23 protein-coding genes are annotated in these 24,313 nt (G+C 71.4%); 11 read left to right on the top strand and 12 right to left on the bottom strand.

Annotation, left to right across the window (positions count from 1 at the left end):
* The first annotated feature begins 135 nt into the window (after positions 1–135).
* From rfbA to DW296_RS11805, 3 genes are read left to right on the top strand one after another with little or no spacing between them, the layout of a single operon-like run.
* A complete protein-coding gene (rfbA, locus tag DW296_RS11815; protein ID WP_136052389.1) occupies positions 136–1,008 on the top strand; it encodes a glucose-1-phosphate thymidylyltransferase RfbA in 873 nt (290 codons plus the stop codon).
* Positions 1,005–2,003 (top strand): dTDP-glucose 4,6-dehydratase, encoded by a 999-nt coding sequence (gene rfbB / locus DW296_RS11810; protein ID WP_060922256.1) that lies wholly within the window; start codon positions 1,005–1,007, stop codon positions 2,001–2,003. Before rfbA ends, rfbB begins: the two co-directional genes overlap by 4 nt.
* Positions 2,003–3,418, top strand: a complete 1,416-nt coding sequence (locus DW296_RS11805; protein WP_136052388.1) for a sugar nucleotide-binding protein — start codon at positions 2,003–2,005, stop codon at positions 3,416–3,418. Before rfbB ends, DW296_RS11805 begins: the two co-directional genes overlap by 1 nt.
* On the opposite strand, the gene DW296_RS11800 is transcribed toward DW296_RS11805, so the two are convergent.
* Positions 3,415–4,593 carry a glycosyltransferase gene (locus DW296_RS11800; RefSeq protein WP_240743074.1) on the bottom strand — a complete coding sequence of 393 codons (1,179 nt, stop codon included), beginning with the start codon at positions 4,591–4,593 and terminating at the stop codon, positions 3,415–3,417. The two genes, DW296_RS11805 and DW296_RS11800, sit on opposite strands and share 4 nt — an antisense overlap.
* 166 nt (positions 4,594–4,759) lie before the next feature.
* On the opposite strand from DW296_RS11800, the gene DW296_RS11795 reads away from it, so the two are divergent.
* Entirely contained in the window at positions 4,760–5,215 is a 456-nt protein-coding gene (locus DW296_RS11795) for an adenylyltransferase/cytidyltransferase family protein (protein ID WP_060922253.1), read from the top strand.
* Between the two features lie 6 nt (positions 5,216–5,221).
* Here DW296_RS11795 and DW296_RS11790 read toward each other — a convergent pair whose 3' ends face one another.
* Positions 5,222–5,614 (bottom strand): SIP domain-containing protein, encoded by a 393-nt coding sequence (locus DW296_RS11790; protein ID WP_136052387.1) that lies wholly within the window; start codon positions 5,612–5,614, stop codon positions 5,222–5,224.
* Between the two features lie 109 nt (positions 5,615–5,723).
* Here DW296_RS11790 and DW296_RS11785 point away from each other — a divergent pair, with 109 nt between their 5' ends.
* The 5 genes from DW296_RS11785 (at position 5,724) to DW296_RS11765 (ending at position 10,206) form a co-directional block, all read left to right on the top strand.
* Positions 5,724–6,224: a transporter substrate-binding domain-containing protein gene (locus tag DW296_RS11785; RefSeq protein WP_240743073.1), complete on the top strand. Its 501-nt coding sequence runs from the start codon at positions 5,724–5,726 to the stop codon at positions 6,222–6,224.
* On the top strand, positions 6,221–7,198 hold the full coding sequence (locus DW296_RS11780) for a cation transporter (protein ID WP_136052386.1): 978 nt from the start codon (positions 6,221–6,223) through the stop codon (positions 7,196–7,198). The genes DW296_RS11785 and DW296_RS11780 overlap by 4 nt, the downstream gene beginning before the upstream one ends.
* Positions 7,195–8,100, top strand: a complete 906-nt coding sequence (locus DW296_RS11775) for an alpha/beta fold hydrolase (protein ID WP_136052385.1) — start codon at positions 7,195–7,197, stop codon at positions 8,098–8,100. Before DW296_RS11780 ends, DW296_RS11775 begins: the two co-directional genes overlap by 4 nt.
* Before the next feature lie 9 nt (positions 8,101–8,109).
* The gene (locus DW296_RS11770) at positions 8,110–8,373 is read left to right on the top strand and encodes a glutaredoxin family protein (RefSeq protein ID WP_071327714.1); all 264 of its coding nucleotides are present in this window, start codon (positions 8,110–8,112) and stop codon (positions 8,371–8,373) included.
* Between the two features lie 69 nt (positions 8,374–8,442).
* Positions 8,443–10,206 (top strand): aldehyde dehydrogenase family protein, encoded by a 1,764-nt coding sequence (locus tag DW296_RS11765; RefSeq protein ID WP_136052384.1) that lies wholly within the window; start codon positions 8,443–8,445, stop codon positions 10,204–10,206.
* Between the two features lie 10 nt (positions 10,207–10,216).
* On the opposite strand, the gene pip is transcribed toward DW296_RS11765, so the two are convergent.
* Together pip and ypfJ are read right to left on the bottom strand one after the other, a co-directional pair.
* A complete protein-coding gene (pip, locus tag DW296_RS11760) occupies positions 10,217–11,188 on the bottom strand; it encodes a prolyl aminopeptidase (protein WP_136052383.1) in 972 nt (323 codons plus the stop codon).
* A 70-nt stretch (positions 11,189–11,258) separates the two neighbouring features.
* A complete protein-coding gene (ypfJ, locus tag DW296_RS11755; RefSeq protein WP_136052382.1) occupies positions 11,259–12,140 on the bottom strand; it encodes a KPN_02809 family neutral zinc metallopeptidase in 882 nt (293 codons plus the stop codon).
* Between the two features lie 51 nt (positions 12,141–12,191).
* On the opposite strand from ypfJ, the gene DW296_RS11750 reads away from it, so the two are divergent.
* Both DW296_RS11750 and DW296_RS11745 read left to right on the top strand, forming a co-directional pair.
* Positions 12,192–13,181 (top strand): malate dehydrogenase, encoded by a 990-nt coding sequence (locus tag DW296_RS11750; protein WP_136052381.1) that lies wholly within the window; start codon positions 12,192–12,194, stop codon positions 13,179–13,181.
* A gap of 53 nt (positions 13,182–13,234) precedes the next feature.
* Positions 13,235–13,711 carry a dehydrogenase gene (locus DW296_RS11745; RefSeq protein WP_025104632.1) on the top strand — a complete coding sequence of 159 codons (477 nt, stop codon included), beginning with the start codon at positions 13,235–13,237 and terminating at the stop codon, positions 13,709–13,711.
* A gap of 9 nt (positions 13,712–13,720) precedes the next feature.
* Here DW296_RS11745 and DW296_RS11740 read toward each other — a convergent pair whose 3' ends face one another.
* From DW296_RS11740 to DW296_RS11705, 8 genes are all read right to left on the bottom strand, one after another.
* On the bottom strand, positions 13,721–14,482 hold the full coding sequence (locus tag DW296_RS11740; protein WP_136052380.1) for a PH domain-containing protein: 762 nt from the start codon (positions 14,480–14,482) through the stop codon (positions 13,721–13,723).
* On the bottom strand, positions 14,479–15,690 hold the full coding sequence (locus tag DW296_RS11735; protein WP_025104634.1) for a hypothetical protein: 1,212 nt from the start codon (positions 15,688–15,690) through the stop codon (positions 14,479–14,481). Before DW296_RS11735 ends, DW296_RS11740 begins: the two co-directional genes overlap by 4 nt.
* A complete protein-coding gene (locus tag DW296_RS11730; RefSeq protein ID WP_062635420.1) occupies positions 15,690–15,986 on the bottom strand; it encodes a hypothetical protein in 297 nt (98 codons plus the stop codon). Before DW296_RS11730 ends, DW296_RS11735 begins: the two co-directional genes overlap by 1 nt.
* Positions 15,983–16,285 carry an SAV_915 family protein gene (locus DW296_RS11725; RefSeq protein WP_136052379.1) on the bottom strand — a complete coding sequence of 101 codons (303 nt, stop codon included), beginning with the start codon at positions 16,283–16,285 and terminating at the stop codon, positions 15,983–15,985. The genes DW296_RS11730 and DW296_RS11725 overlap by 4 nt, the downstream gene beginning before the upstream one ends.
* A 19-nt stretch (positions 16,286–16,304) precedes the next feature.
* On the bottom strand, positions 16,305–20,282 hold the full coding sequence (gene eccCa, locus DW296_RS11720; RefSeq protein WP_136052378.1) for a type VII secretion protein EccCa: 3,978 nt from the start codon (positions 20,280–20,282) through the stop codon (positions 16,305–16,307).
* Positions 20,279–21,460, bottom strand: coding sequence for an FHA domain-containing protein (locus DW296_RS11715; protein ID WP_168429032.1), 1,182 nt, complete (start codon positions 21,458–21,460; stop codon positions 20,279–20,281). The genes eccCa and DW296_RS11715 overlap by 4 nt, the downstream gene beginning before the upstream one ends.
* Before the next feature lie 50 nt (positions 21,461–21,510).
* Positions 21,511–22,875, bottom strand: a complete 1,365-nt coding sequence (locus DW296_RS11710; RefSeq protein ID WP_136052376.1) for a hypothetical protein — start codon at positions 22,873–22,875, stop codon at positions 21,511–21,513.
* Between the two features lie 122 nt (positions 22,876–22,997).
* The gene (locus tag DW296_RS11705) at positions 22,998–24,269 is read right to left on the bottom strand and encodes a hypothetical protein (protein WP_136052375.1); all 1,272 of its coding nucleotides are present in this window, start codon (positions 24,267–24,269) and stop codon (positions 22,998–23,000) included.
* Between the last annotated feature and the right edge of the window lie 44 nt (positions 24,270–24,313).

Genomic DNA, 24,313 nt, shown 5'->3' with positions numbered 1-24,313 from the left:
CCTCGGTCCGGGCGCTGTAAAGAGCGACTTCTCCGCTAGAGTCGAGCGTACGACTGTGGGGGTCGTCGGACGGCAGGGGATGGCCGTCCTCTCAGTGACGCCGCCACGAGCATCGATGTTTCACGAGGGGGATACATGAAGGGCATCATTCTGGCGGGCGGCTCGGGGACGCGGCTGCACCCCATCACGCTGGGGGTCTCGAAGCAGCTGATCCCGGTCTACGACAAGCCGATGGTGTACTACCCGCTGTCGACGCTGATGCTCGCCGGGATCCGCGAGATCCTGGTCATCACGACGCCGCACGACGCCGCGCACTTCGAGCGGCTGCTCGGGGACGGCTCGCAGTTCGGCGTCTCCCTCTCGTTCGCTCAGCAGGAATCGCCGGACGGCCTTGCACAGGCCTTCACCATCGGCGCGGACTTCATCGGGGACGACAGCGTCGCCCTGGTCCTCGGGGACAACCTGCTCTACGGGCCGGGCCTGGGCACGCAGCTCAAGCGCTTCGCCGACATCGACGGCGGCGCGGTCTTCGCCTACTGGGTGGCGGAGCCGGAGGCCTACGGGGTCGTGGCGTTCGATGCCGACGGCCAGGCCGTCTCCCTGGAGGAGAAGCCCGTCGCGCCGCAGAGCAACTACGCCGTACCCGGCCTGTACTTCTACGACAACGATGTCATCGAGATCGCCCGGAACCTCGCGCCGAGCGCCCGTGGGGAGTACGAGATCACGGACGTGAACCGTGCCTACCTCGAGCGCGGCAAGCTCCAGGTCGAGGTCCTTCCGCGCGGGACCGCGTGGCTGGACACCGGGACGTTCGACCAGATGACCGACGCCGCCGACTATGTGCGCACGATGGAGCGCCGCACGGGGATGAAGATCGGCGTGCCGGAGGAGGTCGCCTGGCGCCAGGGCTTCCTCGACGACGAGGCCCTGCGCACGCGCGCGGAAGCCCTCGTGAAGTCGGGCTACGGAACCTACCTGCTAGGACTGCTCGAAAGGGGCGCTCGATGACCCGCCTGCTCGTGACCGGCGGTGCCGGCTTCATCGGATCGAACTTCGTCCACCACGTCGTCGCGCACACGGACGCGCAGGTGACGGTGCTGGACAAGCTCACCTATGCCGGCAACCGCGCCTCGCTCGCGGGTCTGCCCGCCGACCGGGTCGAGCTCGTGGAGGGGGACATCGCCGACGCCGCACTCGTCGACAGCCTGTTCGCCCGGACCGACGCCGTCGTCCACTACGCCGCCGAGTCCCACAACGACAACTCGCTGCACGACCCACGGCCGTTCCTCGACACGAACATCATCGGCACCTACACGCTGCTGGAGGCCGCCCGTCGGCACGATCGCCGGTTCCACCACATCTCCACCGACGAGGTCTACGGAGATCTGGAGCTGGACGACCCGGCACGGTTCACGGAGCAGACTCCGTACAACCCCTCGTCGCCGTACTCGTCCACGAAGGCCGGCAGCGACCTGCTGGTGCGCGCCTGGGTGCGCTCGTTCGGGGTGCAGGCGACGATCTCGAACTGCTCGAACAACTACGGCCCGTACCAGCATGTGGAGAAGTTCATCCCACGCCAGATCACGAACGTGCTGCGTGGAATCCGGCCCAAGCTGTACGGCGCCGGACAGAACGTGCGCGACTGGATCCACGCCGACGACCACTCCTCGGCCGTCCTCACGATCCTGGAGAAGGGCGAGATCGGGCAGACGTACCTGATCGGCGCCGACGGCGAGAAGGACAACAAGTCCGTCGTCGAACTGATCCTCACGCAGATGGGCCAGCCCGCCGACGCCTACGACCATGTCACCGACCGCGCCGGCCACGACCTGCGCTATGCCATCGATTCCACGAAGCTGCGCACCGAGCTCGGCTGGGCGCCGCGATTCTCCGACTTCGAGTCGGGCCTGGCCTCGACCATCGAGTGGTACCGCGAGAACGAGGACTGGTGGGCGCCGGCCAAGGACGCCACGGAATCGTTCTACGCCGCCAGGGGGCAGTGATGACCACGTTCGGCAAGCCGCTCACGATCACGGAGACGCCGATCCCCGGCCTGCTCCTCGTCGACCTCCCCGTGCACGGCGACACCCGCGGCTGGTTCAAGGAGAACTGGCAGCGCGAGAAGATGGTCGCCGCCGGTCTTCCGGACTTCGGCCCCGTGCAGAACAACATCTCGTTCAACGACGCGATCGGCACCACCCGCGGCATCCACGCCGAGCCGTGGGACAAGTGGGTCTCCGTCGCCACCGGCCGGATCTTCGGCGCCTGGGTCGACCTGCGGGCGGGCGAGACGTTCGGGCGCGTCTTCACGGCGGAGATCGACCCGTCGCGCGCGATCCTCGTGCCGCGCGGCGTCGGCAACTCGTACCAGACGCTCGAAGCGGACACCGCCTACACCTACCTGGTGAACGACCATTGGTCGCCCGACGCGGCGTACTCCTTCCTGAATCTGGCCGACGAGACGGCGGCCATCGCGTGGCCGATCCCCCTCGACCGGGTCGAGATCTCTCCGAAGGACCGGGCACATCCTCGACTGGCCGAGGTGACCCCGATCGGTCCGCGGAAGATCCTCGTCGTCGGGGCATCCGGTCAGCTCGGCCTGGCGCTGCGCAGGGCCTTCGGCGATGCGGAGCACGTCGAGTACACGACCCGCGAGACGCTGGACCTCCGCGACCCCGGGCTGACCCGCGCACGGCGCTGGCGCGACTACGGAGCGATCATCAATGCGGCCGCCTACACGGCCGTCGACCGCGCCGAGACGGCGGAGGGCCGCGCGGAAGCCTGGGCGGCGAACGTCACCGGCGTGTCCGCGCTCGCCCGGGTCGCGACCGAGAACGGGCTCACGCTCGTGCACGTGTCCAGCGACTACGTGTTCGACGGCACGAGAGACGAGCCGTACACGGAGACGGACGGGGTCTGCCCGCTGGGTGTGTACGGCCAGACGAAGGCCGCTGGAGACGCGATCGTGGCGACCGTGCCCCGCCACTACATCCTGCGCACCTCCTGGGTGATCGGCGACGGCCACAACTTCGTGCGCACGATGGCCTCGCTGGCCGGGCGGGGCGTCGCCCCGCGTGTGGTGGGCGACCAGATCGGACGACTCACCTTCACGACGGACCTCGCGGAGGCCATCCGGCATCTGCTCGACGTCTCGGCGCCGTTCGGGCTCTACAACGTGACCGGGGGCGGCGAACCGCACTCCTGGGCCGACATCGCCCGCGCGGTCTACCGGCTGACCGGGCACGACCCGGCCGCGGTCACCTCGGTGACGACGGAGGAGTACTTCGCAGACCAGGCCGGACCGATCGCGCCGCGTCCGCGCAACAGCGTCCTGGACCTCGCCCGGATCACGGCCACCGGCTGGACGCCGCGGGATGCGGATGCGGCCCTCGCCGACTACCTGTCCGCGGACGCCTAGAGCTCGCCCGGCTTCATCGCCTCCGCGTCGATGGCGCGGATGATGCGCAGGGTCGCGGTGTCCGGCTCCGGCTCGCCCGCGGCCTGCCGCTCCTCCCGACGCCGACGGGGCGCGTACACGACGAGCGAGTGGAACAGGAACCGGGCGAAGAAGGCCACGACGAGGGACAGGGCCGTCGCGAGCACGCTGGAGATGTGCCACGTCTCGACCATGAGCGCCATCACCGGGATGCGCAGCGCCGCCTCCACGTTGTTGAACGTGAAGGAGGCAGCGAAGCGCACGGCGGCGCTGCGGGCATCGGTGCGCATGTCGGCGAAGACGAAGCGCTCCTGCAGCAGGAAGTTGCCGATGATGGTGACCTCGGCACCGATGATCGCCGCCCACACGTAGGGCACGCCAGCCGCGGTCAGCGCCCACATGATCGCGAGGTTGGCGATGGCCCCGAGGACGCCGATCGCCGCGAAGAGGGACATCTTGCCGAAGCGCAGCCGCGCCAGGTGGGCGATGAACGTCGCCCCCTGCCGCAGGCTCGCCTTCGAGGTGCCGTGTCGACGCTCGGCGAACTCCATCGGGACCTCCGCGATCCGCAGATCGGTCCGGGCGAGGATCTCCAGGAGGATCTTGAATCCCTGCGGCCGGAGGGCGGCCAGGTCGAGCCGGCGCCGGTCGACGAGGAAGAAACCGGTCATCGGATCGGTGCTCCGGGCGAGCCGTCGGGGGAACATCGCGCGGGTCAGCCAGGTGGCGGCGCGGGACACCCCGAAGCGCATGGCCGTGCCGAGGCCGCTGGTGTCGCCGCCGCCGATGTACCGGGAGGCGGCGACCACGTCCGCGTCCCCCGCCGCATAGCGGTCGAGCAGGGCCGGCAGGAGCTCGGGCGGATGCTGGAGGTCGCCGTCCATCACGATGCAGACATCGGCGTCCGCGGCTCCCAGGCCGACCACGACCGCCCCGCCGAGGCCTCCGACGTTGTCCGCGCGATGGATCACCCGCACCGGGATCGGGGCGTCGACCGCGACGCGCTCCACCTCGGCCGTCGTGTCATCGGTGCTGTCGTCGACGAAGAGGATCTCGGCGTCCCGTCCCGCCAACGCCGCAGCCGTCCGCGCCACGAGTTCGGCGACGTTGTCGCGCTCGTTGTACGTCGGCACGATGACCGTGACCCCTGCCCCCAACGTGGTCCCCTTCGTTCCGCAGCCCCATCGGCTCCGGCATCCATCGTTCCATGGGTTCCTATGGGCCGCAGGACATGTTCCTGCTAGAGTGTCGTCTGCGGCTGTGGGAGTCGCGCCGAACGGGTGGGGATCCGTTCGACTGGGGAATGATCGATCTGGGGAGATCATGGGGACGCGTATCGGCTATGCCGTCGGAGCTTTCGACCTGTTTCACGTCGGGCACCTCAATCTGCTGCGGCACGCCAAACAGCACTGCGACATCCTGATCGCCGGCGTCGTGAGCGACGAGATGCTGCGTCAGGTCAAGGGGATCGAGCCGGTCATCCCGACCGCCGAACGTGCCGAGATCGTCCGGCACATCTCCTTCGTCGACGACGTCTACGTCGAGACGACGCCGTCGAAGATGGACTCCTGGCGCGACGTGCGCTTCACGCACTTCTTCAAGGGCGACGACTGGCGCGGCACCGAGAAGGGCCTGCGGCTGGAGAGCGAGTTCGCGGAGGTGGGTGTCGAGGTCGTCTACTTCCCGTACACCGCGCATACGTCGAGCTCGGCGCTCCGTCGCGCGCTCGATGCGATCACCGCGAACGCCACGGCATCGGCGGTCGGCGCGACGCGCTGAGGCTGGTCAGTTGGCGACGCCGAGGAGGCTGCGTGCCATCCGGGCCACGTGCGGCGGCGTGTGCGGGCCGAGCCACACCGTCCAGTGCTCCGGGGGCTCGCTGCATGTCCACTCCAGGCACCACGCGTAGACGGCGTTCGCGAGGCGCTCGCCGCGGGCATGGGCGCGCGGACCTTCGGCGCGCAGGAGCCAGCGCACCGAGACCCCCGGGGGGACGTCGATGTGCCGGAACTGGATACGGGCCGCCGCCTCGATGAGGATGACGCCGTGCGCATCCCACGGGAGCCGGGACGCGACGCGAGCGATCGCTCCGACGTCGGCGGCGTCCCCGGCGATGAGCACCGCTCCTTCCATGGCTTCCCAGTCCGGATCCTCCAGATGCTCGCACGCGCTGCTCATGTCTCCACTATAGGTAAGGCTACCCTTACCTTCAAGAGCAACTAGCCTTCCACGACGGCGCTCGTCAACGCCGTTGCTCGGCGACGACGCGGCGGGCCACCCTTGCTCTGTGAGCAGCAACAGGATTCGACGGATCTCCGCCGGACGACGCCTGATCGGCGCCCTGGCCGGCCTCCTCGTGGCCACAGCCCTCGGCGGCTGCGGGGCGACGGTCCCCGCTGACCCGGACGGCACCCTGGACCGGGTCACGGCTGGAGAGCTGCGGGTTGGCACCTCGCCCGACCCCGGTCTTGTCGAGATCGACGACGGCGAGCCGCGCGGGCCGGTCGTGGATCTCGTCGACGACTTCGCCGCGAGCATCGACGCGGACGTCACGTGGACGGTCGCGACCGAGGAAAGCCTGGTGGGCATGCTGGAGGCGGGCGACCTCGACCTCGTGGCCGGCGGACTGACGCCGGACACCCCGTGGATCGACAAGGCGGGCGTGACCCGCGGCTATCCGGGTATCGAGGGCGCGGGCGATCGGGAGCTCGTCATGCTCGTGCCCCTCGGCGAGAACGCCTTCCTCTCGGCTCTCGAGGCCTCTCTCGACGAGAAGGTCGATCGATGACCGGGACGAAGCAGTTCGGGCGCACCGAGCTCCCCGACGAACAGCAGCAGGCCACGCGCAAGGCCGTGCGCTGGGAGATCTTCACGATCGTCTACACCTCGATCACGATCACCGTGATCGCGCTCGTCGTGGGCGAGTCCCAGGCGATGCGCACGGCGTGGATCGAAGACATGCTGTCGCTCATCCCGCAGTTCGCCTTCCTCCTCGCGCTCCTGTTCGTGCGGCGACGCCCCACCCGGAAGCACCCCTACGGCCTCCACCGCGCGATGGGCGTCGGCCACCTCGTCGCCGGTGTCGCGCTCCTCGCGGTCGGCCTGAACCTCGCCGTCGAGGCCGTCGCCGGCCTCATCCGCGGGGAGCATCCGACCATCGGCACGGTGCAGGTGTTCGGCCAGACGATCTGGCTCGGCTGGCTGATGGTCGCCGTCATGGCCGTCGTGATCGTCGGGCCGGTGTTCTTCTACGGTCCGGCCAAGGCCAAGCTCGCCCCCGTCCTGCACAACAAGCTGCTCTACGCCGACGCCGACATGGCGAAGGCGGACTGGCAGACGACGGTCGCCTCCATCGTCGGCGTGCTGGGCGTGGGCGCCGGCGTCTGGTGGCTCGACGGTGCCGCCGCGCTCTTCATCTCGCTCGGCATCATCTGGGACGGCTTCCGCAACACGAAGACGGCGATCGTCGACCTCATGGACCAGCGGGCCCGCACCTTCGACAGCACGGAGCCGCATCCCCTGGCCCGCGATGTCGTCTCCTACCTGCGCAGCCGCCCCTGGGTGGATCAGGCCGCCGTGCGCATGCGGGATCAGGGCCAGGTCTTCCATATCGAGGCGTTCGTGGTGCCGCATCATCGCGGCGTCCGCACGGCCGACCTGACCGCCGCGTCCGCGGGCATCGCCGACCTGGACTGGAAGGTGCAGGACGTGGTGATCGTCCCGGTCGAGAAGCTGCCGGACGAAGCGGACCCCGGTCGATGAGCGCCGCCGACGAGGTGCTGTTCCCCGGCTTCACGACCACGCGGATCCCGACCGCGGAGGCGGACATCCTCGTGCGCCACGGCGGCTCGGGGCCGCCCGTGGTGCTGCTGCACGGCCACCCCCGCACCTCGGCGACCTGGCACCGGGTGGCCCCGCTCCTCGTCGCCCACGGCTTCACGGTGATCTGCCCCGACCTCCGGGGCTACGGCCGCTCCCGCGGCCCGGCGCCCACTGCCGATCATTCCGCCCATTCCAAACGCGCCGTCGCCCGAGACATCCGCACCGTCGCCGACCGACTCGGCCATGAGCGCTTCCGCCTGGTCGGGCACGACCGCGGCAGCTACGTCGCGCTCCGACTCGCCCTCGATCACCCGGAGGCCGTCGAACAGGTCGCCCTGCTGGACTGCCTGCCGATCTCGGAGCACCTCCGTCGCTGCGACGCGACCTTCGCCGCACAGTGGTGGCACTGGTTCTTCTTCGCCCAGCCGGACGTCCCGGAGCGCGTCATCGGCGCGGACCCGGAGGCCTGGTACGCCCCCAAGGCCGACCCGGCGACGATGGGCGCGGCCAACCATGCCGAGTTCCTGCGCGCGGTGCGCCAGCCGTCGGTCGTCCGGGCGATGCTCGAGGACTACCGCGCCGGCCTCACGGTCGACCGCGCGCACGAGGAGGCGGATCGCGCCGCCGGGCGTCGGCTCCGGATGCCGACCCTCGTGCTCTGGTCCGAACGCGACGATCTCGAAGAGCTCTATGGCGACCCCCTCCGCATCTGGCGGGACTGGGCCGACGATGTGCGCGGCCACGGCGTCGACAGCGGACACCACATGGCGGAGGAGGCGCCGGAGGTCCTCGCCGCCGCCCTCACGGGCTTCTTCGGAGCCACCCGTCCCCCGCGGACGTAGGCTGGATGCATGACCAACCCCGCCTCCGACACCATCACGATGTTCGGCGCCGACTGGTGCCGCGACTGCATCCGCACGAAGAAGCAGCTCGACGAGCTCGGCGTCGCGTACACCTACGTCGACCTGGTCGCCGACCCTGACGCCGCGGACATCGCGAAGGACATCTCCGGCCGCACGAACATCCCCGTGGTCGTCTATCCCGACGCCTCGCACCACGTCGAGCCGTCGAACGCCGACGTGGAGTCGAAGCTGCGCGAGCTCTCGCTCATCTGAACGCCGACGCCATCCCGGCGAATCTCCTCGCGGACGCCTAAGCTGAAAGCCCGTTCGAAGGAGACGCCGATGACTTCTGCGCCCACGACAGCGCCCGCCACCCCCGCCCTCGGCGAGGGCGAGAAGGAACGGCTCGACGCCGCCGTCGACGACCTGCAGACGGGGACGGCGGTGTGGACCGCACTCACCGTGGCGCAGCGCGCGACGCTGCTCCGGCAGGTGCGCACGAGCGTCGCCGCGACGGCCGAGGACTGGGCGACCATAGCCGCCGCCTCCAAGGGCCTGGACGTGCGGCATCCGCTCCGCGGCGAGGAGTGGCTGAGCGGTCCGTACAGCGTCCTCGGAGCACTCGACGCCTCGATCGCCACGCTCACCCGGATCGCGAACGGCGCCAATCCGCTCGACGGCATCCGGGTCGACCGCGCACCCGGCGGCCGCGCGCGCGTGCATGCCTTCCCCCTCACCGGCATCGACCGGTTCCTGCTGTCCGGCTTCACCGGCGAGGTCTGGCTCGAGCCGGGGACCACGCCGAACACCGCCCGCGCGAAGGCCGGTCTGGCACAGCGCACGCCGACGGTGTCCGGGGGCGTCGGACTCGTGCTCGGCGCCGGGAACGTGACCTCCATCCCCGTGCTGGACGTGCTGTACGAACTGCTCGCCCACAACCGCACCGCCCTGCTGAAGGTGAACCCCACGCAGGATGCGCTGGTCCCCGTCTACAAGCGCGCGCTCGCCCCGCTCATCGAGCCGGGACTGCTGCGGATCGTGCGCGGGGGCCCCGCTGCCGGCGCCTACCTCACCCAGCACCCCGGCATCGCCCACGTGCACATCACCGGCTCGGCGGCGACCTTCGACACCATCGTCTGGGGACCGTCGACCGGCGAGGGGGCAGCCGCGACCAAGCGCCGCCGGCGCGAGGACCGGCCGCTGCTGAAGAAGCCCATCACCGCGGAGCTCGGCGGCGTCTCCCCCATCATCGTCGTGCCGGGGAAGTGGACGGCCGCCGACCTCACGTATCAGGCCGAGCACATCGCGACCATGCGCCTGCAGAACAGCGGGCACAACTGCATCGCGGGGCAGGTCGTCATCCTCTCCGCCGACTGGGACCAGGCCGACGACTTCCGCGCCGCGCTGCGCCGCGCCTATGCCACCGCTCCGGAGCGCCCCATCTGGTACCCCGGTGCCCCCTCCCGCATGCAGACCGCTGCGGACGACTATCCGGACGCCCTCGTGCTCGGCGACCGGCTCCTCGTCGAGATCGGTGCCCACGACGACCCCTCAGCCCTGGAGAACACGGAGTACTTCGCCCCGGTCCTCGGCGTGGTGAGCCTGCCCGGTACGGGCCAGGAGTTCCTCGATGCCGCGGTCGCCCACGCGAACGAGAAGCTGCAGGGCACGCTCGGCGCGAACCTGCTCATCGACCCGGCGACCGAGAAGGCGCTCGGCAGCGGGTTCGAGCGCGCACTCACAGCCCTCCACTACGGCTCGATCGCGATCAACGGCTGGACCGCCTTCGGATTCATCACACCGACGCTCACCTGGGGCGCCTTCCCCGGGGGCACGATCGACGACGTCGGCAGCGGCATCGGCGTCGTCCACAACGCCCTGCTCCTGGACCAGGTGGAGCGCTCCGTGCTGCGCGGCCCCTTCCGGCCGTTCCCGCGCTCGCTTCCCGTCGCGAACGGCGGAGGGCGGATGACCATCCTCCCGAAGCCGCCGTGGTTCGCCTCCTCCCGCACCGGTGCCGCCGTGAGCGAGGGTCTCACCCGCCATCGTGCGGACGGCGGCACCCTCGGCCTCGTGAAGACGCTGATGCGCGCGCTCCGCGCCTGAGGGGACCGCGTCAGCCCTCGGGGCGGAACCGATCGGTCGCGGCGCGGAGAGCCGCGCGGATGCCGGGTTCGGCGGCGGAGTGCCCCGCGTCGTCGACCACCTGGAAGTCGGCCTCCGGCCAGGCACGGTGCAGATCCCACGCCGTCATCATCGGGGTGACCACGTCGTGGCGGCCCTGCACGATCACGGTCGGGATGTCCCGGATGGCGTCGATCCCCGCGAGCAGCTGCCCCTCGGCCCACCAGCCGCGGTGCACGAAGAAGTGGTTCTCGATGCGCGCGAAAGCGACGGCCCGGCGGGGATCGGCCATCGCCGCGATCTGCTCCGGATCGGGGCGCAGCGTGACGGTCGCCGCCTCCCACGCCGCCCACGCGAGGGCCGCCGGTTCATGGACCGCCGGGTCCGGGTCGAACAGTCGCCGGTGGTACGCCTCGATCATCCGCGAGCGCTCCAGGACCGGGATCGGCGCGATGAAGTCCTCCCACAGGTCGGGGAAGAGCGCCGCCGCCCCGCCCTCGTAGAACCACTCGAGCTCGGCGCGACGGAGCGTGAAGATCCCGCGCAGGATCAGCTCGGAGACCACGTCGGGGTGGGCCTGGGCGTAGGCGAGCGCGAGGGCGCTGCCCCAGGACCCACCGAACACCTGCCACCTTTCGATGCCGAGATTCTTGCGCAGCAGTTCGAGGTCGGCGATGAGGTGCGCGGTGGTGATGTGTCGGAGATCGGCCTCCGGCTCCGCGGCGGACGGCGTGCTCCGACCGCATCCGCGCTGATCGAGCAGGATGATCCGGTAGGCGTCGGGGTCGAAGAACTGCCGCTGCCACGGCGAGGTGCCGCTGCCGGGGCCTCCGTGGAGGAACACGACGGGTTTGCCGTCGGGGTTGCCGCTGATTTCCCAGGCCACGCGGTGCCCGTCGCCGACGAGCAGCACTCCGGTCTCGTGCGGCTCGATGGGCGGATAGAGCCCCTCGGTGTTCGTCATGTTCGGTCCCCCAACCGGTCGTGCGATCCTGCCGAGTCCACGTTATCTGACACCGGCGGGAGCGCCGGGTCTACGGGTCGAGCTGATCGGCGGGAAGGGTGAACACCTGCCCGCACGCGTCGAGCCCGTTCTGGTACCCCTCCGCGAACCAGCGCTGACGCTGCTCGCTGGAGCCGTGGGTCCAGGTCTCCGGGTTCACCTGCCCGGACTGCTCCTGGATGTGATCGTCGCCGACGGTCGACGCCGCGTTCAGGGCGTCGCGGATCTGCTCCTCCGTCGGCTTCTCGAGGTACGGATCGCCGTCGGCGTCGGTCTGCTCGGTCGCGCGGCCGAGCCAGCCACCGGCGTAGCAGTCGGCCTGCAGCTCCATGCGCACGCCGTTGCTGCCGGGACCCGTCCCGTTGTTCGGGTACCGCTCCATCGCCCCGAGGAGGTTCTGGATGTGGTGACCCCACTCGTGCCCGACGATGTAGAGCTGCGCGAGGTTCCCGGCGGAGGCCCCGAACTGCTGCTGCATGAGCTGGAAGAACGTGGGGTCGATGTAGACGGTCTCCTCCGGCGGGCAGTAGAACGGGCCGACCGCGTTGGAGGCGGTGCCGCACTGCGTGGAGGTCGCTCCGTCGACGACGATGAGCTGCGGAGCCTGGTACCCCTCCACGTTGTCCTCCCAGAAGGCGTCGAGCGCGACCTGCGCCCCCGCCATGCGGCAGTCGACGTTCGCGTTCGCGTCCTCACCGCTGTCGCAGTTCTCGATGGCCGAACCGCCGGCGGGCTCGCTCCCGCCCCCGGGCGCGCCCCCGACGAGTCCGCTCAGGTCGATGCCCAGCAGGGGGCCGGCGATGAGGGCGAGGAGGGCGAGCACGCCGACGCCGGAGCCGCCCGCGATCGCCGCCGTGCGTCCGCGGCGGCGCGTGGTGTTGCGGGAGAGGTCGGCGTCGGGATTGAACGTCATGCGTCGAGGGTACTCCGCGCGCCGACACCGCGACGGACGTAGGCTCGTGACATGGCCACCACGATCACCATCACCGGCGCGGGCGGACAGATCGGCTACGCGCTCCTCTTCCGCATCGCCGCCGGCGACATGCTCGGTCCGGATGAGAAGGTGCGGCTGCGGCTGCTGGAGATCCCGCAGGGGCTCGGCGCGGCAGAGGGCGCGGCGCTGGAGCTTCAGGACGGCGCTTTCGACCTGCTCGAGCACGTGGAGGTGACCGACGACGCCGCGGTCGGCTTCGACGGCTGCGACCTCGCCCTGCTCGTGGGCGCACGCCCCCGCGGTCCCGGGATGGAGCGCGGCGACCTGCTGGCCGCGAACGGCGGCATCTTCGGGCCGCAGGGCGCCGCCATCGCCGCGAACGCCGACCCCGGCGTCCGCGTGACCGTGGTGGGCAACCCCGCCAACACGAACGCCCTGATCGCCTCGGCGGCGGCCGACGGCGTGCCCGCCGACCGCTTCACCGCCCTCACGCGGCTGGACGAGAACCGCGCACGGGCCCAGCTCGCCCAGACTCTCGGCGCCCCCGTGCACACGGTGCGGCGGGTGCCCATCTGGGGCAACCACTCGGCCACGCAGTTCCCCGACGTGTCGCACGCGACCGTCGGCGGGAAGCCCGTGCAGGACGCCCTGGAGCGGATCGTCGGCGACGTCCCGGCGTGGCTGGACCAGACGTTCATCCCCCGGGTCGCCAAGCGCGGCGCGGAGATCATCGAGGTCCGCGGGTCGTCCTCCGTCGCCTCCGCCGCGAGCGCGACGATCGACCATGTGCGCGACTGGGTCCGCGGGACCGAGGACTGGACCTCCGCCGCCGTCGTCTCGCGCGGAGAGTACGGCGTTCCCGAGGGCCTCGTCTCCTCGTTCCCCGTGCAGTCCGTCGACGGCCAGTGGCGCATCGTGGAGGGTCTGGAGATCGACGACCGGGCCCGCGCGCGCATCGACGCCTCGGTCGCGGAGCTCGTGGAGGAGCGGGACGCGGTCCGAGCCCTCGGACTGCTCTGATCCGGTCGCCGCGGGACACCTGGGCAGGGCAGAATAGAGGGCGGAGGTGCGGGATGAGCGACACGATTGACCCGGCGGGAACGACGCCGTCTCTCGACGATGCGCTGACGAGCCCGCTCCACCTCCCGCACGACGCAGCGAAGTGCCCGAAGTGCTTCACGGAGCTGCAGCAGAACCGCAACTTCTGGACCGCGCGTCCCGCGGGCTCCCGCCTGGTCGGCCTCGTCGTCGCCCGCGAGGGCATGCCGTCGGTCGTCGAGCAGCGCGCCGACCTCACCCGCTTCGGCGTGCCCATCGAGGGCTTCCGTCACCCGGCGCCGGACATCCTGGAGAGCTGGAACGACCGCCTCGCGCGACTCATCTCGACGCTCCGGACCGGAGACGTGGTCGTGGTGGCGAACATCCGGGCCCTGGGGCTCGACGCCGAAGAGGGCGCGCGCACCGTCGCTGAACTCCGGCGCCACGGGATCATCGTGAAGGTCCTCGGCCACGAGGCGCGTCATCTCGCCGACGCCGCCGGCGCCCGCTGAGAGGCACCGCTAGAACTCCCCGGACCGCAGGCGGGCGAGCGTGCCCGCACCGATCTCGGCACGGACGTCGGGACGGTTCGCGTAGAAGGTGACGAGCTCGGCCAGGAGCACAGGATCGCTCGCGAGGTCGGCCGCCGCCCACGAGGACGGCTGCGCGGTCGCCGTCCGCAGCACCACGCGGTTGCCTTCCAGGCCGGCGCCGACGACCTCCTCCCATGCCACGGCCACGTTGTTGCGCGGGATCCGAAGCTCCACCCCGTCCGGGCGCAGCGTCAGGCGATGGGCGGAGGGAGCCCGGAACCACGACCGGGTGCCGGCGATCGTCATGATCAGCGCGACCACCGGGAGGAGGAGCAGGGTGAGGAGCGGCAGTCGGTCTGCGGGCACCGTGAAGATGCTCCATGCCCACGCCGCGAGGAGCAGGGCCCCCACGGGCGCGAGGGCGCGCAGCGGCCAGACGATCCCCGCGGCCCCGCCGAACGCGATCGCCGGACCGTCGACGACCGGCCGGACGACTCGGACCCGCGAGACGCGGGCATGGGCCACCAGCAGCCAGACGCCCACGGCGACGGCCGCGAGCACACCGATCCCCAGAGCCTTCATCGCGGGAGCCGGATCGGCGAACAGGATCAGGCTGAACAGCAGGACCACGATGGCGAACACGACGCCGAACACGGTGAGTGCCGTGGTCGCCCGCGGCTGCCCCTGCCACCCCGGATGACCAGGTACCCAGATCGTCTCCGGAGACGTCGACTGCTGCTGCCCTGTCACCCGAACAGTCCCTTCCACGCCTTGCCGATGTTGTGCCCCGCGTCGCCCACGAAGTCGGTCGTGTTCTCCCAGGCGTCCTCCGCGAAGTCCGTCGTGGCGTCCCATGCATCCGCCATGCCGGCGTCGATCGACTCCCGGACGTCCTGCGGCACCCAGTTCTCGTACGCCCACACCGCACCGGCACCGACCGCCACCGCGGCCCCGCCGACGACCACCGCCGTGCCCCAGACCGGGAGCGTGACGACACCGGCCGCCGCGAGCGCGGCGACCCCGGCAGCCGCAGCCGCGCCACCCGCCGCACCGCCGATGATCTCCACCGCGGTGGACGACGGGTCATCGCCCGACGACATCGCCGAGCCCAGGTTCCAGGCGTCGACGCCCCAGCCGATGAACGGCACCGCCCGACTCGCGCGAGAGAGTCCGCGGGCCAGATCCTCGGCCTCGTCCGCCGCCCACCGCATGCCGGTGGGGTTGGCGGCCTCGGCGGCGGCCTTGACGGCAGGGTTGCCGGAGCGCAGCTCGCGAACGAAGTCCGATGCTCCGAGACGCAGATCCTCCGCGTGGGAGGTGAGCTCGGCCGCCGTCTCCGCCCACGCCAGGCCCTGGCCCTCGAGGTAGATCTTCGGGACCTCGCCGCTCGCCTCCCGAAGACCGGACAGGATCTTGTCCGCCGTGGACTGGCTCGGCATGGTCCCGAGGAAGCCGTCGAGGTTCTCGCTGATCCAGACCTCGAGCTCGCCCCACCAGGAGCCGACGTCGGCGGCGATCTCGTTGTACAGCTCGATGCGGTCGAGGTGCTCCTGCCACTCGTCCCAGTAGGGGTCGTCGCGCGAGGTGGGGCATACCGGGATCAGGGACACCGGCCGGCCGATGATCATCCCGTTGACCGGGAGCCCCGCCGCCCGCGCATTGTCGCGGTGCGTCGCGAAGTCCTCCTTCATGCGCCGCAGCTGCCCGGCGTACGACCGGAGCTTCTCGGCGGCGTCACGGGCGAGATCCTTGATCTCCTTCGCGGCGTCGGTCGTGCGCGAGAGGATCGTGACGTAGTCGTCCGCCGACTCGCCGTACCAGTGCCCGCGCACGCCGGTCGGGATGAAGGTCGTGACGTTGGAGGAGACGTCCGCGGCGTCCTTCAGGTCGGGGTCGAGCCAGTCCGCGGCCGCCTGCACCTGGTCGGCGTCGCCGTACGTGGTCGTGTCGATCGTCATCAGAGGTCCTCGACGATGGCCGCGACCGGGTCGAGCTGGTCGATCACGTCCTGCTCGTTCGTCTCCGCGTCGTCGGCGATGGCGCGGACGATCTCTCCGAGGGTGCCGTTGATCCGGTACAGGGCGTCGACGCCCTCCCCCACCCGCTGCATGATCGCGGCGACCGTATCGGAGGCGAGCCCGCCGTCGACGGCCGTCGGAATGCCGGAGAGCTTCGTCTCGATGAGCTCGACCGCCTCCTCGTGCATGTCCGCATGGACGGCCATCACCTCCGGGTCCATCGCGATGCGGCTCATGCGATGGCTCCGTTCCGGCGGTAGGACGCGGGCACGTCGAGGTCGAAGATCACGACGTCGTAGGGCTGCGCCTCCTTGATCTGACCGAGGTCCTCGGTGCGCACCAGCACCCAAGGCTGCCGCTCGCCGGCGAGCTCCAGCAGCCGGTCGAGGGCGGTGTAGGCGAGCAGTGCACGCCGCCCGTCCTTCAGCTCCCGGATCTCGACGAGCTGCTCCTCGGGCGTCGACGTCACGCTCAGGGGCAGGTACAGCACGGGCGGGACCATCGGCGCGGGGGCCGGCGTCGGTTCGAAGGTCATCTCGGTCTCTCCTCGGTTGTCACTCGTAGCTCGGCGGCACCCACAGCAGCTGCGCGGAGACGAGGCCCCGGTCGCGGCTGACGATCTGCGCCCGGCCCGGAATCGCGGGAACGGCCTTCACCTTGCCGATGAGCTGGCCCTCCTCGGGGCTGCCCGAGAGCAGGATGCCGGTCGCGCCCAGGTCGGTCATGCGCTGGATGATCGGATCGTACGCGGCGCGGCTCGCCCCGCCGGTGCGGCGGGTGAGGATCACGTGAAGGCCGAGGTCGGCCGCCTGCGCGAGCAGCGGCGCGAGGACCGCGACCGGGTTGCCCTGCGAGGTCGCCACGAGGTCGTAGTCGTCGATGAGGACGAACCCTTCCGCGCCCTTCCACCACGACCGGCTGCGAAGCTGGTCGGGCGTGACATCGGGTCCGGGGATGCGGCTCTGGAAGAACTGCGCGAGCTCGCTCATCCCGCCCTCGGTCATCTCGTGCGAGGTGAGGTACGCGCCGAGGTACTCCTGCGGGATCTCGCCCAGCAGGGCACGACGGTAGTCGACGACGAAGATCTTGGCCTCGGTCGGCCCGTACAGGCGCGTGATCTCGTGCACGACGCCGCGGAGCATGGACGACTTGCCGGAGTCCGCGTCGCCGTACAGGTACAGCAGCGGTTCGGCGACCGGATCGATCGAGAACGGGGCGAGGTTCGCCTCGTCGATGCCGAGTAGGAGTTCGCGGGGCTCCGCGCCGTCCGGCGACTGCGCGGCCGCGACGGCGCGCAGATCGGCATGGCTGATGCGCGAGGGCAGCAGGCGCAGCTTGGGTCCGGCCGGTCCGTGCCACGCCGCCGCGACGCGGGCCACGAGGTCGTCGATCCCGTCGGGCAGGCTCGATGCGTCGTCCACGCCGTCGACACGCGGCAGCGCCGTGAGCATCTGCAGACCGCGGTCGTTGAGGCCGCGGCCGGGGATGGCCGTGACGTTCTCCGCCGCCTTGCGGTTGACCTCGGAGTCGGTCGGGTCGCCCAGACGCAGCTCGATGCGGGTGCCGATGAGGTCCTTGATGTTCGCCCGGATCTCCATCCAGCGCGCCGCCGTGATCACGACGTGGACGCCGTAGGTGAGACCGCGGGCGGCGATCGCCTGGATCTGCGGCTCGAGCATCTCGAACTCGGCGCGGAGCGTGCCCCATCCGTCGACGATGAGGAAGATATCGCCGTAGCCGTCGTCGGTGAGACCCTGCGCACGGCGCTGGCGGTACGCGTCGATGGAGTCGATGCCGTTCTGCCGGAAGTACACCTCGCGGGCGTTCAGCAGGCTGGTGACCTCGGCCACCGTGCGGCGGACCACGTCCGGCTCGGAGCGGGTCGCGACGCCGCTGATGTGCGTGAAGTCCTGCAGGCCGGTGAAGCTGCCGCCGCCGAAGTCGATGACGAAGAACTGCACCTCCTGCGGCGTGTGGGTGAGAGCCAGGGCGGCCACCGTCGTCCGCGCGAGCGTGCTCTTGCCGCTCAGCGGAGCTCCGACGATCGCCATGTGGCCGGCCGCGCCGCCGAGCGAGACCGCGAGGTTCTCGCGGCGCTGCTCCAGCGGCACGTCGACGATGCCGAGCGGGACCGTGAGCGCCCCCGCACCCCGCCAGCGCGGGGAGATGAGACCGAGCGACGGGTCCTCGACGAGGTCGCCGAAGAGCTGGTCGAGGGTGGCCGGCGTCACCAGCGGCGGCAGCCACACCTGGTGGGCCGCGGGGCCTCGTCCCTTCATGGACTCGACCGCGATCTCGAAGGTGTTGCGCTTCTCCTCCGGTTCGGCGTCGACCACGACCTCCGGCTCGTCCACCGGCGCCTCCGCCCGCCACACCGGCGCGGCGGTGAACAGCTCGACCGCCGTCGAGCCGGTGCTCTGTCCGGAGCCGCCGGACGACGCCCGCCGCCGCCGACGCGGCGGCGGTCCGGACACGTACGCGGCGCGGAACTGCGTCATCGTCTCGGTGTCGGACTTCAGGATGCCGGCGCCCGGCTGCGTGGGCAGGTGATAGGCGTCCGCCACGCCGAGGACCGTGCGGGACTCGGCCGCCGAGAACGTCCGCAGACCGATGCGGTACGAGAGGTGCGTGTCGAGGCCGCGCAGCTTGCCCTCCTCCAGCCGCTGGGAGGACAGCAGCAGGTGCACCTGCAGCGAGCGGCCGAGCCGGCCGATGTTGACGAACGTGTCGACGAACTCCGGCTTCGCCGACAGGAGCTCGGAGAACTCGTCGGCGACGATGAGCAGGGCCGGCAGCGGCGCCAGGTCGGTGCGGCCGCCGCGACGCGCCTTCTCGTAGTCGGCCACGTTGGCGAACGGACCGGTGGCCCGCAGCAGCTCCTGTCGGCGCACCATCTCGCCCTGGAGCGCGTCCTGCATGCGGTCGACGAGGGAGATCTCCTCACCGAGGTTCGTGATGATCGCCGAGACGTGCGGCATGTCGGCCATACCGGCGAACGTCGCCCCACCCTTGAAGTCGACGAGCACGAAGTTGAGCTGTTCCGGCGAATGGGTCATCGCGAGGGCCAGCACGAGCGTGCGGAGCACCTCGGACTTCCCGGAGCCGGTGGCACCGATGATGAGACCGTGCGGGCCCATACCCTGCTGCGCCGATTCCTTGATGTCGAGGAGGAGCGGGCTGCCGTCCTCGGTCTGACCGATCGGCACGCGGAGCCGGTCGCGCTCCAGTCGCGGTGACCACGCGGCGTCGAGGTCGAGGTCACGCACGTCGGGAAGACCGAGGAGCTCGACGAGCTCGGCCTGGCCGGTCGCGCTCTTCTTGCTCGCGATCGCCGTGCCGCCCGAGTAGAGGGCGATGAGCCGACGAGCGGTCGCCTCGGCCTCGACGATGGTGATCGCGTCGGCCTCGAACGGGCGTGCGGGCACCTGCAGGCTGACGAGCTCGGCGCGTGTGCTCGCACCGCCGGTCTCGAACGCGATGCGCAGGGCGTTCGGGTCGTCGAGGTCACTCCAGCGGGAGGGGAGGTCGATCACGGTCACCCCCTGCACGCCGTCGCCGGTGACGAGGGCGTCGTTGAACGACGTCGTGGCGCCGTCCGTGACGATGACGACGTGCGGCGTCTTCGGTCCGGAGCCGTCGCGGGCGAAGCGCGAGCGCTCGCGCACCTCGGGCGGCAGCATGTCCTCGAGCTCCGACAGCTGCGAGCCGATCATGCGGGCGGCGCCGAGGCCGTCCCGCACGGTGCGCGAGTGCGTGTGCGGCAGCCACTTGGCCCACTCCCACTGCGGGAGCACGCCGGTGTCCGCGGCGATGACGATCTGCAGCACGTCGGGGTCGTGCATGGTGGCCGCGTGCAGCAGCATGGCCCTCGCCAGCGCGCGCGTCTCGTCCTCGTCGCCGGTGATCTCGATGCGGGCGTAGTCACGGAGGGTGACCCCGAGCGGGAGGTTCTTCTGGACCTCGTGCGTCAGCATGAAGCGGTGCGCGGCCGAGGCGGCGACGGGGTCGAGCTGCGCCAGCGGCGGGAGCTCCGGGGCTTCGAGCGTGACGCACAGCGGCTGATCGGTGACCCCCACGCGGACCGACAGGAAGTCGGGGTCGTTCACGCCGCGCTCCCAGACGCGGGTGCGCTCCTCCGCGAGGTACGGCAGGGTCGACGGGGCCGGCAGGTGCCAGTTCGCGGAACGGCGCTGCTGGCGGGCGGCGACCCGGACGGTCTGCCGCAGCTCGGTCAGGTACGCCAGGTACTCGCGACGGGCACCGAGCGTGGCCGCCTGCCGCTGGGAGCGCTGCCGCCAGCCGTTGACGGCGACGAAGCCGAGCGAGGACAGCAGGAACATGCCGCCGGTGAGCAGACCCGTGACGGACTGGTTCGACATGGTGACCATGACGATCGCGCCGACGCTGCCCAGCATGGGCAGCAGCGACCCGAGGATCCCGATGCCGCCGTCGTTCGGCTGCAGCTCCGGCGGGGCCTGGACCGGGAGCCTCCCGGAAGGGACACGGGGCGGGGCGAGACGGGGTCCTGTCATGCTCTCTCTCCGGCGCTGCTGTCTGTACCCAGCAGGAGGCTGATGGTGAAGCTGCGGTTGCCCATGCGGACACGGTCGGCGTCGTCGAGCAGCACACGCTCGCCGGCGACCAGCTCGGTCGTCTGGCCGTCGTCGCTGCGGACGTCGGAGCCGTTCGTGGAACCGAAGTCGGTGACCCAGGTGCGGCCGCGGGAGTGCTCGATGCGCAGATGGGTCTTGGAGACCGACGCGTCGGGGTCGGTGACGACGATGAGGCGGTCGTCGTGGGCGCTGGCGACGGGGCCGCGCCCGAGGTTCGCGGCCACGGGGAGGGCGAGCTGCACCCGCTGGCCCGTGTCGAAGATGAGCAGCAGCGCACCGGTCTCCGGCGCGGGAGCCTCGGCGCCCGTCTGCGGCGCCGGGGCGGGGGTGACGGTGAAGAGCGGCCGATCCGATCCGGGTGCCGCCGGTTCCGGGGTCTCGGTACGGCGGGAGGCGGCGCGGGCGTCGGTGGGCTGGGAGTCCTCGTCCACGACGGACGGCGACGCCACCAGCGGCACGACCTGCGGCGGAGCGAGCGGAGCGGCCTCCACCGCGGCAGGAGCCGGCGGAGCCTCGACGGCCGCCCTGGCGGGCACGGCGACCACGACGGTGCCGGCGACGCGGTCGGCCCAGGACTGCCGTCTGCCGCCGCGATCCCAGGCGCTGGAGGCGACGACCACCCAGCTGCCGACAGCCACGAGGAAGCCGGCACCGGTGATGATGCCGCGGACGAACTGGCGCCCGATCCCCGGCGACCACGGCCGGTCGGCGCGGGCGCTGCGCAGGCGCAGCACGGCGTTGCCGAGGGTGAGCCCGGTCCGCGCCTCCAGCACCCAGAGGAACAGGGCCAGCTCGAAGACGGTGAGGCCGGCGAGCAGCACGCTCTGCGTCAGCACGAGGACGACGGCGGAGGCGAGGAACACGGCGGCCGCGTCGAGCGTGAAGGCCGCGATCCGCTGGACGGTGCCCGCCGGGGCTCCGCGGAAGGCGGGGCCGAGCCCCTCGGCAGGCCGCGGGACGGTGCGTCGCGACGAGGCGATCGGCGTGGGCGGCGCGGGCGTCTGGCGCAGCGGCGTTCCGTCGACACCCGGAGGCGCCGCGATCAACGCGGGCGGCAGCGCCGGGATCTCGCCTGGACGGTCTCCGCCGGGCGCCATCGGCGGGATCGGACCCCCGCTCGGCCAGGGCTGTGATGGGCCGTTCCCGCTCATCCGGCCATCATTCCACGAACCAGGGAGAGCGCATTCGCGTACAGCAGGGCCGACGGCAGGGCGAGCGCGACGGCCAGCCATTCGAACGCGTCTCCGACCCGCGACCACACCAGCGACTTCGCGCCCTTGGACACCGGGATGACGACGGCGACCGCCGCCAACCCGACGAGGAACAGCAGGGCCGCTCCGAGCAGGTGGAAGCCGCTTCCGAGGGCCGCCGCGACCTGGATGCCGGCGACGAGGCAGACCACCGCGGCTGCGGCGCGGGGGAACCATCGGAGGAGGCGGGAGGTGGTGTGCCGGGGCGTGAGCAGCAGGGCGAGCGCGAGGCAGCAGAGCAGGGCGATCCCGCCGGATACCACGAACGCGTCATCGGGCCAGGGCCGCAGGAACGCGACCGGAGCCGTCGCCGCGGCCACGATGCTCAGCACGGCGGTGCCCGCGATGAGGCGCGCGGAGGAATCGTCGACCACGGCGGTGATGCGCTCCGGACGCAGCAGCCCGACCGACTCGGGGATGGCTCCGCGCACGGTCCACCGGCTGGTCATGAAGTGCTTGTAGTCGATGAAGTAGCCCTCGGGCAGGTTGACGAGGCTGCTCGGGAGGGCACGCAGGCCCAGCGGCACGAGGCCGAGCGAGAGGGCGGCGGCCTCCGCCTCCCCCCACCGCAGCAGCAGGGCGAGGCCCCAGACGGCGGCGAGGCCCACGAGCAGCACCGTCGCCGTCCCGGCCGCGGCGCGCATCGGCCGAGCCCTGGCCGTGACGGCGATGATCGCGGTGGTGACACCCGCCGCGAGGAACCCGGTGGCGGTCGATAGGTGCGACGCGTCCTCCAGCCCGGCCGGGATGAGGAGAGCGCCGGCCGCGAACGACAGCAGCACGGGCGCGAGCACCCCGAGGATGCCGCGCACTCCCGCCGCGGAGTCCCGTCGCGCCCAGGCGACGGCGCCGCCGACCGCACCTGCGGCGACGAGGAGGGCGACGAGCAGCCGGATCAGAGGATCGACGGTGCCCTGGGCGAAGACCGCGACGAGCAGCATCCCGCTCACGGCCAGCAGCCACCACCGTGCGCCGTGGTCGACGCGCGTCTGGCCCGTCGCCTTCTCTGCCGGGCGCGCCTGCGGAGCCAGAGCCGTACGGTCGATGAGCGCATAGAGGCCGCCGTCGACGAGGTCTTCGCACTCGGTGTCGCCGGGGATCTCGTACCCCCCGGGGCCGATCGTGACGAACCGGTCCGCGTCGGGGATCCCGCTCAGGGTGAGAGCGTCCTCCAGGGTCTCGTCGAGCGGCAGGGAGAGGTCGATGCGGCGGTCTTCGCCCTGGAGGACGATCCGACGCCGCTCTACGATCTCGACTGACACACCTGCACCCTATCCACTGCGCACGACTCTCGCCGCGGGGCACCGCCGCCGGCATTCCCGGTGTTCACGATGCCCCCGCGTCGACCCTCGTACCGCGCCTTCTCGAACCGGAGCGGCGTCATTCAGTCGGTGGGCTCGTCGCGGGATCCGGCGCGAGCACCCTTGGCGCGGGGGCCGGCTTCCTCGTCGTCCTCCAGCTTCGGCGCGATAGGACCACCGAGGCCCGAACGCTTCGCCTTCTCCTCCTCGTCGGCGCCACCGGCGCCGCCCATCATGCCCATGCCCGGTCGGCCACCGGCTCCTGCCGCACCGGAAGACCCGGTGCCTGCGGCACCCGCCCCGCCGACGCCGCCGGCACCGGCCATACCGCCAGGGCCGCCTGCTCCACCGATGCCGCCGACACCGCCGACGGCGGAGTTGCCGAGGAGACCGCCACCGGCCTTGAGCCCGGCACCGGCACCCGGGCCCAGGCCCGCACCGCCGAGTCCGCCCATGCTGCCGAAGCCGGCGATCTTCGAGCTCGCTGCGATCGCCGCCGCACCGGCGCCACCGCCCACGATGCCGCCGAGTCCTCCACCACCGCCGGGGAAGACGCCGCCCGGAAGGGCACCGCCGGGAAGCGAGCCGGAGCCGCCGGGACCACCGGAACCGCCGGGACCGCCGGGAAGACCGCCACCGGGCCCGCCCGGAAGCAGGCCGCCGCCGGGAGAGTCGATCGAGGGATCATCGATACCCACATCGCCCGGGCGATCGCCGGGACCTTCTGGAACCCATCCTCCGCCGCCCGGCCCGGTGGGGACCGAGGGCACCGAAGGGTTCGTCGGGACCGGGGGATGATACTCGCCGACACCGGCGCCGGAAGGAGGCACACCTCCGACGCCCGGTGCGGAGCCGGACGGGCCGCCGATGCCGCTCGGATACGAGATCCGTGGAGCCGTCACACCGGGATCGGATCCGCCGGGCTGGTCATCCGTGCCGCCGGGCACGGTGACGTCCATGTCGAGCGACGCCACCCGCGCGGAGGACTCGCGGAGTTCCTTGGCCGGCTCCTGGAGCGACGCCTCGACCCGCTCGACGATCTTGCGGGCCTCTTCTTCCCGCTTGTTGCCGAGGAAGTTCCCGATGGCATCGAGTGCGGTGTCGGCGGCCAGCGGCCCCAACACAGGGTGGACGACCACCGAGCCGACGCGCGCGGCGTTCGCCCAGAAGGAATCGACCTGCGCGCTCGGGAGTTCTGCCGCTGCGGTCTCCCGGCGGATCGAGTTCGCCGTGTCGATGACCCGCGTGATGTGTGAGACGTGCGCTTCCACGTTGCGGAACCGTGCACGGAGGGTGTTCAGCGACGTCTTGGCGCTCTCAGCAGCGCTCCCCTCCCAGGCAGACGATGCGAGCACAGCAGCAAGCGCACTGTCCAACGACCGCAGCGCGTTCTGAAGCG

The sequence above is a fragment of the Microbacterium sp. K36 genome (assembly GCF_004794355.1).
Taxonomy (GTDB): domain Bacteria; phylum Actinomycetota; class Actinomycetes; order Actinomycetales; family Microbacteriaceae; genus Microbacterium; species Microbacterium paraoxydans_D.
Note: the sequence above shows the minus strand (reverse complement) of the source record. Positions and strands in the feature narration are given on the sequence as shown.